The following is a 13,243-nucleotide window of genomic DNA, read 5'->3' as shown; positions in this document are numbered from 1 at the left end:
AAACTTTGAAGTATAAAAGAGTTGCACCCGGTAACACTGGTTACTGAGGTGATGAGCAAATGAATGAACAAAATAAAAACCAGAACCAAAACCATGAAGAGACACCCAAAACCTTTCAGGGTGGAAGAGCTTCACGGCCGTCTTCGTGGAAAAAGCTGTTGTCCAAAAGGTGGGCATACCCGGCAGCCTACATTGCCGCAGCAGCCATTATACTAACTTTAGTGTGGGTCTATCAGGATGCCAGCCAGAAGTCTTTCAAACCTGACCCAGCTAGTACATCGGTACAAAGCACAAGTGCAGTGAATACCGATGTTAACGGACAACAGCCAGAAAGCGTGGAAGTCGTTGCCCAGTCGGAAAATATCGCATGGCCAGTGGCAGATACTGGCGCAGTACAGGTCGTAAAGCCGTTCTTTGATGAGAATGCGACCGCTGATGAGCAGGCGGCAGCTATGGTAGAGTACGATAAAACATTTACCGCTAACACTGGGATTGATCTTTCCCGGACTGACGATCAGGCGTTTGAAGTAAGAGCCGCCCTGAGTGGCAAAGTATCTCGTGTGGAACAACATCCGCTGGTAGGTAATGTCGTAGAAATCACGCATGATAATAATCTCAAAACGGTGTACCAAAGCTTGAGCGATCTGAAAGTAAAAGAAGGCGATCAAGTGAAACAAAACGATGTGATTGCTTCAGCGGGTCGTAACGAGCTTGAAAAGGATTTGAAAACACATCTGCATTTTGAAGTGTATCAGGATGACAAGCCGGTGAATCCAACAGGTCTGCTTCCTAAGAAATAAATTTGGTCATGGCTTTGCATGCAAAGCGGGGAATCCATATTCCCTGCTTTTTTCTTGTGTAGTTTTTGTGCATAAGGTAAACATGAGCTGCTTTTGCCAAATAAATAGGCCTTCCGAAGCATGTCTTCCCGCCAAACCGCGAATATATAGGCACGCCCCTCATATAATGTACCAAACTATCCACAGTAGGGAGGCGGGAGCGTGCACGATTACATCAAGGAACGGACCATCAAAATCGGTCGCTGTATCGTGGAAACAAGGAATACGGTCCGTACGATTGCCAAGGAATTTGGTGTCTCCAAGAGCACGGTGCATAAAGATCTGACCGAACGGCTGCCTGAAATCAACCCGGATCTTGCCGATCAGGTGAAGCACATTCTCGAATACCATAAATCCATCCGCCATCTGCGGGGGGGAGAAGCGACGAAAATTAAGTACAAAAAAACGAGTGGCAAACGAAGGGAGATTCTCGTTTCCGGCAAGTCCTAAAAATATATAGTGAATTGGCTGGCAAAGCCATTGAATCAACCCCCTGAAGTATGATATGTTAAAAGATGGTACAAGACGAAAAATGACATGTAACCGTAGGTTTATACATATATTTGCCGCTTCTTGTCGAATCTTAGCTTTTTAAAATATCACTTTGGGGGCCTTTTTAATATGTTCAGTAATGATATCGGTATCGACCTCGGTACGGCCAACGTGCTTATCCACGTCAAAGGGAAGGGGGTTGTTCTTGACGAACCTTCCGTTGTCGCGATAGAAAGCGATACAAAAAGAGTCCTGGCTGTCGGAGAGGAAGCGCGCCGTATGGTGGGACGTACTCCTGGTAATATCATAGCCATCCGTCCATTACGTGATGGTGTTATCGCCGATTTTGAAGTAACTGAAGCGATGTTAAAATATTTTATCAATCGGGTAGGGGGAAAAAGCTGGTACAGCCACCCTCGTATTCTAATTTGTGCGCCGACGAACATTACCTCAGTGGAGCAAAAAGCGATTCGTGAAGCGGCGGAGCGTAGCGGGGCCAAGGAAGTATTTTTGGAGGAAGAGCCAAAAGCAGCTGCCATCGGGGCAGGAATGGATATTTTTGAGCCTAGCGGCAACATGGTAGTGGATATTGGTGGCGGAACGACTGACGTTGCAGTCCTCTCTATGGGGGATGTCGTAACAGCTTCTTCCATTAAAATGGCAGGGGACAAATTTGATACAGCCATCATGAAATATGTAAAAACGAAGTACAAGCTTCTGATCGGGGAACGTACGGCTGAGGATATCAAGATTGCTATCGGAACCGTGCATCCGAGCGGACGTCGCGCAGAGATGGACATCCGTGGACGGGATATGGTATCCGGATTGCCCAAAACGTTAAGTATTTCTGCAGATGAAGTGCAGGATGCGCTCAGAGATCCTGTGTCGGCGATTGTTGCTGCGGCCAAGTTTGTATTGGAGCAGACTCCACCGGAACTGTCAGCTGATATTATTGACCGTGGTGTTATTTTGACTGGTGGCGGTGCCTTGCTTAGCGGATTGGACGAGCTACTTGCTGAAGAACTGCGCGTTCCGGTACTGGTTGCGGAAGATCCGATGCATTGTGTTGTTAAAGGTACAGGAATTATGCTGGATAATTTGGATCATGTGGTTAAGAAAAAGTTCTAATCTGCCGATAGTGACTATAAGAGACTCGTGTGCGGTCAGGCAGGTTGCCTAGCATTTTGGCTTTCGTGCCTCCGCGCGAGCATATGATTTTAGCAGAGTATAGGATTGGGGTGCACGATACACATGTTGAGAGGTTTATATACTGCGGCCGCCGGATTGATGACACAACAACGACGCCATGACACCGTGACGCAAAATATTGCTAATATGAATACGACGGGATACAAACAGGAGAACAGTGTTCAGCGTTCTTTCCCCGAAATGCTTATTTCCATGACGGGTGGTAACCCTGATAACCCGGACCGTACGGTCGGCAAGCTCAATACTGGCGTTTTTGCTGAGGAAAGCCTCTCCCCTTACATTCAGGGAGCATTAAAGGACAGTGGACAAGCGACGGATTTTGCCATACAGTCCAATATTAATGTGAACGACCCAGCTACTGGTCAACCTATGGCTTTTGATCAGGCGGGGAAATTCATCAATGCTAACGGTGAAGTCACCTACCGTCCAGAAGCGTTTTTTTCGGTGCGGGACAGTAATGGTAATGTTCGTTATACACGTGATGGGCATTTTCAAGTAAATGGAGCGGGAGCATTGCTTTCATCGACTGGCTCAGCGGTGCTGGATACGAATGGTAACCCGATTCAATTGACCGGGGCTGTCTCAGAGCTTAAAGTAAATGAGCGGGGCGAATTGGTAGATAGCCAGTCCAACCAGACATTGGGGACGACGCTCGGTATTAGTGTCATTGATCGTCCGTACCAGCTCGTTCGTGAGGGCAATGGTAATTTCCGCCTGAATGATACTGATGGTGCTACAGCTAGAATGATGACCGCTAATGATGCTGTATCCGTTCGTCAAGGTTACCTGGAGGTATCTAATGTAGATGCTTCACAGTCGATGGTGGATATGATGGCTGCGTTAAGAGCGTATGAAGCGAATCAGAAGGTAATTCAATTTTATGATAAAAGCTTGGACAAGGCCGTTAATGAAGTAGGCCGTGTATAACAGGGGGTAAGTGATGAATAACTCCATGATTGGTGCAATGGTATCTATGGCCAGTGTGCAGCAGCGTTTGGATTTAATTGCTGATAATATTGCCAATGTCAATACAGTTGGTTATAAGAGTAAACAGGGTTCCTTTGAAGATGTATTGGCCAATGTGAAACAACAGCCTTCAACGTATCTCCAAAATGGACGGGCCATGCCGCTCGGTTATAATTTGGGCTACGGAGTTAGAACGGCCGCAATCATGAAAAATATGGAGCAAGGTCCGCTCAAGGAGACGGGACTTCCTACTGATCTGGCGATCCAGGGTAATGCCATGTTTGAAGTTCAGGGAAATGGCCAAAAAGCTTGGACTCGTGATGGTAGCTTTCATTTTATTCCTGATCCGAATGATAGTGCGACGATGATGTTGACCACTGCTGAAGGTTATTCCGTGCTGGATAACAATGATGTTCCTATTACAGCTCCAGCGGGTTCCAAGGTGGCTATTAACTCGGATGGCGAGTTGCTGATTCGTGCTAATGGAATTGGGGATCCGACAGTTGGTCAGAGAATCAAGCTAATGGATGTACAGCGTCCAGAAGGACTGGAACAGCGGGATGATAACCTGTTCGTGTTGTTGAATGGTGTGACAGAGGCAAATGTATTCGGAGCTGCAGGTGTGGCAGGTGCTGTTCCAGCGGATGTATCTGTGCGTTCCGGTTATCTTGAGGAATCTAATGTGGATTTAGCGGGCGAAATGACGGATATGATGCAAGTTCAGCGGATGTATCAACTGGCGGCACGGGCACTAACTTCTAGCGATACGATGATGAACCTGGCCAACAATCTGAGGGCTTAAGGATTTGGTGATGAAAGAAGAACAATCTGATTCCCGTCCGGTGCCTGTAAAGACGAAATCCCGCTGGCGTACTGCCCGTTATTTCATAGTTCCGTTGCTGCTCCTGTTATCGCTGTTAGGCGGCTTAATTGCAGGATATGTAATTGTAGGTAAGCAAGGGTTGTCAGGCGTATTCGAATGGAAAACCTGGCAGCATGTCATTGATCTTATTTTTGCGCCTTAAGTTTACTTTAAAAGAGTGGGGGGCGGGAAAAGACCGCTCCGCGAATGATTTGATCTTACGATCGCTGTTGCAACGGGATTTTCCTATTATTAAGTTTTTAGATGTAAAAATCCCGTTGCAAAGGCGAACGCTCACGCTTCTCCAGATTCAAATCCTTTGCTCCGCTGCTACCCGCCATTAGTGCCACTCTTATTAAAATAAACACCCGCCATTGTGTGGGGAGTATATAAAAACAAAACCCTGTGCCAGTGGCGCAGGGTTTTGTTCGTCTTCAATGGCAGGAAACTCCCACGCATGGATTGCGGTCAGTGAAGGCCATCGCAGAGGCCTTCACTTTTATTCCGCCTTTCCCGACAAGCGAGCATTATTGAAGCGAGGCTTTCCTTTTGAGCTAAAAGTAACTCGGCAGAGGGGATGGAATCGTTCTGAAGAAGCGATAGCGTTCGCCTTTAACCTCGGATTTTACCCTTGAATTCTTATACAATGAAAAATCCGAGGTTAACAGCGATCGGAAGAATGATCCATCCCCGTAGCCCCTCCCTTTAGCTCAAATGAATTCCCGCTTTACACCATAATAGGAGCACTCAATATGGTACTTCCGCGTAATTTTCTTTTTGCATCTGATAACTGTATAATGATGGGGAAGTTTATAACACTGCGGGGTAAAACCAAGCACGGGCAAAAGGGCTTCTTCGCGCCTCAGGTTGCATAACCGGCGGAAAAAGCCCCTTATCTCAACCTCCACTTCTGCAGTAGGTGAAGGATATCTAACATTGTTGCCGCCAAGAGCTGTTTTTATACAGCGTAGGCGGGGTAATATTATGCTTGCAGTAACTCATGACTGATACAGAGTCAGACCTGCAAGCGGGAGGAGTTATTAAGTAAATGGACAAATTGCAATTGGATGTTAATCAAATTCAGGAGATTATCCCACATCGAGCGCCATTTTTATTGGTGGATCGTATTATTGAGCTGGAGGAAGGGAAAAGAGCAGTAGGCATTAAAAATGTAACGATGAATGAGCCTCATTTCATTGGACATTTTCCGGGGTATCCCGTTATGCCTGGTGTGTTGATCACCGAAGCACTGGCTCAAGTTGGGGCAGTTGCATTACTGCACCTAGAGAGCAATCGTGGCAAAATCGGGTTCTTGGCAGGATTGGATGGTTTCCGTTTCCGAGGACAGGTGGTTCCTGGGGATACGTTGACGCTTGAAGTGGAAATCACTCGTTCCAAAGGCGCATTTGGCAAAGGGAAAGCTACGGCTAAAGTAGGCGATACGGTAGTAGCTGAGGGCGAAATTATGTTTGCTTTATCTGACCCTCCCAATAAATAAAGCTCTGCCGACATAAGCACGACGTTTGAACCGAGTGCAAGTGTACATAGAAATCCTGTTTTGACAAACCAAAAATGGAGAGGGGAAATTCCGTATGACGCAGTTGAGTAAAAAAGCATTAGAAGGCATTGAGAGCTGGCTGCAAGACCCTTATATTGATGAAGAAACCAAACAGGAGTTGCGCGCATTGGAAGGCAACGAGCAGGAACTGGAGGATCGCTTTTACAAAGAGCTGGAATTTGGCACAGGCGGTCTGCGTGGAGTGATCGGAGCAGGAAGTAACCGGATGAACCGTTACGTCATTGGACGTGCGACTCAAGGGCTGGCTCGCTATATTTTAGAACAGCATGCTGGTAAAGAAGGCAAACCTTCGGTTGTCATTGCACATGATTCGCGTCATTTTTCACCAGAGTTTGCACTGGATGCAGCTTTGGTGCTGGCGGGAAATGGTATCGTGGCTAAGTTGTTCCCTTCCTTGCGTCCAACGCCACAGCTTTCGTTTAGTGTACGTCATTTGGGAGCCAGTGGAGGGATCGTTGTAACAGCCAGTCACAATCCTCCTGAGTATAATGGATACAAGGTATACAACGATGAAGGGGGTCAGCTTGTTCCAGATCAAGCTGAACAGGTAATTGGTTATATCCGTGAGGTTCCTTCTTTTGCTGACATTCGCAGTCTGACACGTGAAGAAGCAGAGGCACAGGGATTGTTGGTTTGGCTTGGAGAAGAGGAAGATGAAGCGTTTGTAGATACGGTAGCCAGTGTGAGTGTGAACCGTGAGCTGATTGCAGCCGGACCAGGCAAAAACTTCAAAGTTGTGTTTACGCCTCTCCATGGGACTGGAAATGTACCGGTTCGTCGTGTACTGGAGAAAATCGGTTTTGAACAGGTGCATATTGTGCCTGAGCAAGAGCTGCCAGATGCTGAATTTTCGACTGTTAAGTCGCCAAACCCGGAAGAACGCGATGCGTTTAAACTGGCAATTGCGCTGGGTGAGAAAATTGGTGCAGATCTGTTGATCGGAACAGACCCTGATGCTGACCGTATGGGTGCAGTTGTGAAAAACCGTGATGGCGAATATGTGGTATTGTCCGGCAATCAGTCTGGTGCGATCATGGTTTACTACTTGTTGAATCAGCTGAAAGAAACAGGCAAGCTTCCGAATAATGGGGCTGTTATCAAAACCATCGTAACCAGCGAAATGGGTGCAGTCATTGCTGAACATTTTGGAGCAACCGTGTTTAACACGCTAACTGGCTTCAAGTATATTGGCGAGAAAATGAACCAGTTTGATCAAACTGGCGAGTACACCTACTTGTTTGGCTATGAAGAGAGCTATGGTTATTTGGCAGGTAATTATGCTCGCGATAAGGATGCTGTCTTGGCGGCTATGCTGATCGCTGAAGCTGCTGCTTATTACAGCACACAAGGTAAGACGCTCTATGATGTTTTACAAGAGCTGTACGAGCAGTTTGGCTACTTCCTTGAGAAGCTGGAGTCTCGTACTCTTAAGGGTAAGGATGGAGTGGCACAGATTCAGGGCAAAATGACCGATTGGCGTAGCAACGCGCCTAAAGAGATTGCAGGCGTGAAGGTAGATAAGGTACTGGACTACTCACAAGGTCTGGACGGACTTCCACAGGAAAATGTACTCAAATTCTTACTGGAGGACGGTTCATGGTTTTGCCTGCGCCCTTCGGGAACAGAGCCAAAAATCAAAGTATACTTTGCGGTACGCGGTTCCTCGCTGTCAGACGCGGAACAAAGAATCAGCCACTTGGTCGATGCTGTTATGGCTCGCGTAGACGCTTGAGAAAAATCCCTTTATAATAGAATAGGTTAAGGTAATTGGATAAGATATAGTAATCGGTGACCTCTCACGGCAAAGGGCAGTACGCCGTGGAGGTCATTTCTGTATTGCAGAATAACCTGGAAGAGGCTTTGGGGAAAATAGGCTTATTCCGGCAACGGAGGATTTTGCAAAATTCAATGAGTGACCTACCAAAAGGCTGAGTACGACAAGGTGGGCAGCATTGAATTTTGCAAAATCCCGAATATTAAGGAGGTTCTTTGGTGTATCAGAAATGGCAGTATTGGAATACGGCTTCTCGAAAATGGTTATGGATTTTGGTGGCTGTCGGCTTGCTGGCTTCCATTCCAGTCATCGCCGATCGTGTGAAGACAGAATCCTCGAGTAAAAAAGTAGAAATTGTATTCGATTATCGGGATTTGACGGAGGCAGCCTCGTATCAGGCTCACCCGCAGGACTATCTAAATGAGCAGCTTGACCGCTTACAGCAAGCGGGTGTGAACAGCATGGCGATGTATGAAAGTACGTTGGATGATTTCCGTAAAGCGGGCCGCGTCGTAACCTATACGACTCAGAACGTTGCCGATATGGAAAAGCGGCTTTCACCTGCAAATGAGAATTTTACGTATATTGTTTTCGCTGACAAAGAAAATGCGGAGGCATTAAAGCCGTTAATTTTACGTACGTTTACAAGCCTAGACATCAATGTAAAACCTTGGACTTATCAGGGACAGGAAGGGTTAGTTGTGGAAACATCTCCAGAGGATGCGTATCTCAAGCCCATGCAGCCTGACCCGATTGCGATGAAGCAGCTTCGGAACAAAGGATTTTTTATTGTTCCACGGATGAGCGACAGTCTTCCTTACAACCAGGAGTTGACGGAAGAGATGCTTGCTTCCTTTCAGCAGAATGGTGTAAAACGCATTTTGTTTGAAGGTGATTCAGTCAAAGGCTTCACCGATAACGAGAAAGAGCATAGCTTAGCGGCATTTGCTAAATTGCTGAACAAATACGATATTGGCCTAGCTGCTATCGAAAACTTAAAAAAACCGCAAGCAGGCTTCAATAAGCTCGCTTACGATATCCACTATAACGTTGTGCGTTTATACTCATTGAGCGATAAAGATGCAACGCTCGATGTGGAAACGTTGGCCGATCGTTTTGCACTGGCCACCAAGGATCGTAATATTCGCATGTTGTATCTGAATACCGCGCCTAGCCGTAGTATTGCTGAAGCCAAGGTGAATGATTCGGTAGATAACCTGATCCACAGCTTGGACAAGCCGGGTAACGCTGTACAACGGATGGAGAAAAAGGGGTTTGAACTCGGACAGGCAGAACCATTCCAAGTAGTCGATTCGTCTATTCAGCGCTATCTGAAAATGATTGTCGTACTAGGTGCACTGGCATTCTTCTCCATTATGGTGTCCTATTTCGTCCCGGCATTGACTTTGCTGGCATTTGCACTCTGTTTGGTAGGTTCAGCAGGACTTTATGTTTTGAACTCCAGCTTGATGGAGCAAGGTTTAGCCCTACTCGCGGCGATTAGTGGACCTACGGTTGCAATGATCATCGCCGTGCGCACGATTAGAATTAAACGTGAACAGGAGTCTGAACTTTCAGCAGGTCAGCGTTTAATTCAAACGCTTATACTGTACGTACGGACAGCGATTTTGTCGCTGGCTGCAGTACCTTTTGTTATTGCACTGTTGAATAGTATTGCTTACAGCCTTGTGCTGAACCAATTCAGAGGTGTAAGCTTGCTTCACATTCTGCCGATCTTCTTGGCAGCGATATATATTTTCTTTTATCGTGGCGTTTCTATACGAGAGGAAATTTCCAAGCTGCTACGTACGCCGATTACTGTATTGTGGGTGATCGCACTGGCTGTTATCGCAGCCGCGGGTTATTACTATTTGACTCGTACTGGAAATGCGGGCACGGTGTCGAACACGGAGCTGGCATTCCGGAACTTCCTTGAAAATGCGTTTGGTGTACGTCCACGCAATAAGGAATTTTTGATGGCTCACCCACTGTTTATTGCAGGGGCGTTCCTAGCTTTGAAATATCGCAAAGCAATCTATTTGCTGATTATAGCTGCTATTGGCCAAGCCTCTATGGTGGATACCTTTGCTCACATTCACTCTCCAGCGGCACTCTCGCTTAGTCGCGGGCTGTTAGGATTGGGCTTCGGTCTGGTGCTGGGAATCATCGCAATTGTCGTGTGGCAAGTGCTGGAAGGGTGTTGGAAGAAATGGTCACCACAGCTCAAACGATAATCATCTCGGGTTATTACGGTTTTCACAATAGTGGGGATGAGGCGGTGCTCAAGTCGATTTTGACAGCTTTAGAGGAGGAGAGCCGTCAGGCGGGGATTACAATCAAGCCTGTTGTTCTGTCTTCTGACCCTGCTTGGACACAGAAAATGTATGGAGTAGAAGCTGTACCGCGGATGAGTTTGGGAGAAGTTCGTAGAGCGATTAAAAACAGCGATGGGCTAATAAGTGGCGGCGGGAGTCTGCTCCAGGATGCAACAAGCCCTAAAAGTATTCCGTATTATCTGGCGATTCTGAAACTGGCCCAATGGGCTGGAAAGCCGACGTTTGTATATGCTCAGGGCATTGGTCCGGTACAACGGAAGATATTTTATCCTATGATCCGTTCTGTGTTTCAGCGCTGTGAATATGTTTCTGTAAGAGATGAGCAGTCTGCCGCACTACTGGGTACTATGAAACTAAAGAACCCGGTTGTCGAAGTTGTTCCTGATCCGGTAATGGGGCTTCCATTGCCCCCAGGTTCCGAGCTGCATAAAGCAGCAACTGAGACTGATCAGGATCAACCTCCGATCGTTGGCATATCTGTACGTTACTGGGATAAGGAACGCCGCGATTTAAAGTCTATCGCGGACGGCTTAAAAAAATTAGCTGCTGAGCGCCGTGTACACTTACGCTTTTTACCTTTCCATCTGCCTGATGACGAGCAAGCTTCAAGGATGGTAATGGATTTGTTGGGGGATATTAGGGGAACGGGAAGCCTTGTAAGCATGTGTGAGCAAGTCACCGATCCTCAACAGATGCTTTTGGAAGTCAGTCGTTGCAGTTTGATGATCGGGATGCGATTACACAGCTTGATCTATGCAGCATCCCATCAGGTGCCTCCGTTGGGGATATCCTACGATCCCAAAATTGATCATTTCCTCAGCCGTGTCGGTAGCCAGCCTGTAGGCACTACAGAGGCACTGGATGGACAAAAACTGGCTAATGAGTCTATGCGGTTGCTGGATCAGCGAAGTCAATGGATCGAGAGCCAGGGAGCGGCCATTACTTTGTTAAAAAGTGAGGCTCGCTTACCGGCGCAGCATATCGTTAATTACTTGTGTCGCAAAGGATGATGGATACAGTGACAGTTGATAAGGTTACGAAGGTGCCTACCGTCCCGATTTTCGGTGTTCCGGTATCAAGGCTTAATATGAAAGATACATTAAATGTATTAATTCAAGCAGTGGAGTCTCGCCGGCCCCATCAAGTGATCACTGCCAATCCGATAATGGTAATGGCTGCATTGGAAGATCCAGTGTACATGAACGTGATGAAACAGGCGGAGCTGATTGTTCCGGATGGGACTGGCGTAGTGTGGGCTGCAAACTATGTAGGACATCCTGTACCTGAGCGTGTAGCGGGCTTTGACTTGTTACATGAATTACTTGCAGCTGGCGAAAACTATCATTGGAAGGTTTATTTACTGGGATCAACATCTGAGGTGATTCAAGCGACCGCAAAGCGGGTACATGAGCTTTATCCCGCAATTACGGTTTGTGGCAAGCGTGATGGTTTTTTTGGACCTAAAGAGGATGAAGCCGTGATTGCAGCTATTCGTGAAGCAAATCCTGATTTGTTGTTTGTAGCACGTGGGGCGGACACCCAGGAACCCTGGATTGGTAAATACAAGGAACAGCTGGGTGTACCGGTGATGATGGGGGTTGGCGGCAGCTTTGATGTTATATCAGGCAGAACCAAACGCGCACCTAAATTGTTTCAAAAGCTACGGGCTGAATGGGTATATAGGCTCCTCAAAGAGCCAAGCCGTTACAAAAGAATGCTTGCGCTGCCGAAATTCGCCGCGAAAGTGATGCGCGAAAAAGAAAACGTCACAAAAGTGTGATAAATAGCTTGAATCTGCCTCCAAAACCAGCTATTTTGCCAGAATATGAAGCTTGGTATTTACTTTTGATCAGAGTATAATTCAATGCGGTTACATCTGAAAAGGGATTGCTTTAAAATTGGGGGTCGAATGATCAAATGTTATTGATCTATATTATTGGGTTCATCATGGCACTGGGACTTGCGCTGTTACTGACACCGCTCGTCAAGAAATTCGCTGTGAAGGTTGGAGCCGTCGATGTACCGAATGCCCGAAAAGTACATACCCGAATTATGCCGCGTCTTGGCGGACTGGGGATTTTCTTGGCATTTCTGTTGTCCTTATTGGCGGTGTTACCTTTTGTGCCTGATGGAATGCTGTCCTCACGGGATATTAACTTTATCGCAGCCTTTCTGATTGGCGGTACGCTGATTACACTGATTGGTGCTCTCGATGATCGTTTTGATCTCAATGCAAAATTGAAATTTTTGGCTCAAATTGCCGTTGCGTGTATGGTCGTGTTTGCTTTTGATATTCGTGTAGATTTTGTAAATGTACCTTTTCAGGATGCATACTCATCTTTGGAAAGCTGGATTTCCATTCCGCTTACGATTTTTTGGATCGTAGGTGTAACGAATGCCATCAATTTGATTGACGGTCTGGATGGACTGGCTGCAGGTGTCTCAGGCATTGCGATTGGAACTATTTTTGTGATGTCGATATTGATGGGTAATTACATGGTAGCTATGCTTTGTCTTGTGCTGCTGGGCAGTATTATCGGATTCTTATTTTTTAACTTTCATCCTGCAAAAATATTTATGGGTGATACAGGGTCGTTATTTTTAGGTTTCTGTCTGGCCATGCTATCCATGCTTGGTTTCAAGCAAATTGCTATCGTATCTTTTATTACGCCATTGATTATTATCGGTGTACCTTTGTCAGATACATTCTTTGCTATCATTCGCCGCAAGTTGCAGAAAAAACCGATTTTCTCTCCGGATAAAGGTCATTTGCATCACTGCTTACGCGAACTAGGTTTCAGTCACAGACAGACGGTGTTGATTATTTACGGTATTGCTGCATTTTTCGGTGTATTGGCCGTGATTCAATCGTCTGCTGCGCTTAATGAAGCGAACTGGGTCACCTTTGTCGTGATTTGTATTATGATGTTCTTCCTACAGATCGGTGCAGAGGTTATTGGGCTTGTTGGCAAAACCAAACGTCCAGTTATTAACACACTGATTAGGCTGCTGGCTAAGCCAGATTCCCAAACACGTTCGAAATTATAATTTTAATTTAAAAGTAAGCCTTCAAGCTTGGCGGTATACCGCGGGTTTGAAGGCTTTTTTGATGTTTGCTGTAAAAAAAACCCCTCCTTTTTTGAGAATTTACTAATTTTTTGTATGTTTACTACCGATAAAAAAAGT

General features: G+C 46.3%; 12 protein-coding genes. All 12 read left to right on the top strand.

Going from position 1 to position 13,243, the window contains the following annotated elements:
* Nucleotides 1–59 precede the first annotated feature (59 nt).
* The 12 genes from NSQ68_RS23495 (at nucleotide 60) to NSQ68_RS23440 (ending at nucleotide 13,105) form a co-directional block, all read left to right on the top strand.
* Nucleotides 60–800 (top strand): M23 family metallopeptidase, encoded by a 741-nt coding sequence (locus NSQ68_RS23495; RefSeq protein WP_342427329.1) that lies wholly within the window; start codon nucleotides 60–62, stop codon nucleotides 798–800.
* A gap of 201 nt (nucleotides 801–1,001) precedes the next feature.
* Nucleotides 1,002–1,289 (top strand): sporulation transcriptional regulator SpoIIID, encoded by a 288-nt coding sequence (gene spoIIID, locus NSQ68_RS23490; RefSeq protein ID WP_007432737.1) that lies wholly within the window; start codon nucleotides 1,002–1,004, stop codon nucleotides 1,287–1,289.
* Nucleotides 1,290–1,460: 171 nt separating this feature from the next.
* A complete protein-coding gene (locus NSQ68_RS23485; protein WP_023990703.1) occupies nucleotides 1,461–2,459 on the top strand; it encodes a rod shape-determining protein in 999 nt (332 codons plus the stop codon).
* Nucleotides 2,460–2,582: 123 nt separating this feature from the next.
* Nucleotides 2,583–3,467: a flagellar hook-basal body protein gene (locus tag NSQ68_RS23480; protein ID WP_165146178.1), complete on the top strand. Its 885-nt coding sequence runs from the start codon at nucleotides 2,583–2,585 to the stop codon at nucleotides 3,465–3,467.
* A 13-nt stretch (nucleotides 3,468–3,480) separates the two neighbouring features.
* The gene (locus tag NSQ68_RS23475; protein WP_342427328.1) at nucleotides 3,481–4,308 is read left to right on the top strand and encodes a flagellar hook-basal body protein; all 828 of its coding nucleotides are present in this window, start codon (nucleotides 3,481–3,483) and stop codon (nucleotides 4,306–4,308) included.
* A 10-nt stretch (nucleotides 4,309–4,318) separates the two neighbouring features.
* Nucleotides 4,319–4,531: a DNA-directed RNA polymerase subunit beta gene (locus NSQ68_RS23470; RefSeq protein WP_029514611.1), complete on the top strand. Its 213-nt coding sequence runs from the start codon at nucleotides 4,319–4,321 to the stop codon at nucleotides 4,529–4,531.
* An 885-nt stretch (nucleotides 4,532–5,416) separates the two neighbouring features.
* Nucleotides 5,417–5,866: a 3-hydroxyacyl-ACP dehydratase FabZ gene (gene fabZ / locus NSQ68_RS23465; protein WP_103047413.1), complete on the top strand. Its 450-nt coding sequence runs from the start codon at nucleotides 5,417–5,419 to the stop codon at nucleotides 5,864–5,866.
* Between the two features lie 94 nt (nucleotides 5,867–5,960).
* Entirely contained in the window at nucleotides 5,961–7,679 is a 1,719-nt protein-coding gene (locus NSQ68_RS23460; RefSeq protein ID WP_342427327.1) for a phospho-sugar mutase, read from the top strand.
* A gap of 260 nt (nucleotides 7,680–7,939) precedes the next feature.
* Nucleotides 7,940–9,955 carry a DUF5693 family protein gene (locus tag NSQ68_RS23455; protein ID WP_342427326.1) on the top strand — a complete coding sequence of 672 codons (2,016 nt, stop codon included), beginning with the start codon at nucleotides 7,940–7,942 and terminating at the stop codon, nucleotides 9,953–9,955.
* On the top strand, nucleotides 9,931–11,067 hold the full coding sequence (gene csaB / locus NSQ68_RS23450) for a polysaccharide pyruvyl transferase CsaB (protein WP_342427325.1): 1,137 nt from the start codon (nucleotides 9,931–9,933) through the stop codon (nucleotides 11,065–11,067). The genes NSQ68_RS23455 and csaB overlap by 25 nt, the downstream gene beginning before the upstream one ends.
* A gap of 8 nt (nucleotides 11,068–11,075) precedes the next feature.
* Nucleotides 11,076–11,837, top strand: a complete 762-nt coding sequence (locus NSQ68_RS23445; protein WP_342427324.1) for a WecB/TagA/CpsF family glycosyltransferase — start codon at nucleotides 11,076–11,078, stop codon at nucleotides 11,835–11,837.
* Between the two features lie 137 nt (nucleotides 11,838–11,974).
* On the top strand, nucleotides 11,975–13,105 hold the full coding sequence (locus tag NSQ68_RS23440) for an MraY family glycosyltransferase (RefSeq protein WP_029514606.1): 1,131 nt from the start codon (nucleotides 11,975–11,977) through the stop codon (nucleotides 13,103–13,105).
* Nucleotides 13,106–13,243: the final 138 nt, after the last annotated feature.

Origin of the sequence: Paenibacillus sp. FSL L8-0158 (assembly GCF_038592965.1) — a bacterium.
Taxonomy (GTDB): domain Bacteria; phylum Bacillota; class Bacilli; order Paenibacillales; family Paenibacillaceae; genus Paenibacillus; species Paenibacillus polymyxa_D.
Note: the sequence above shows the minus strand (reverse complement) of the source record. Positions and strands in the feature narration are given on the sequence as shown.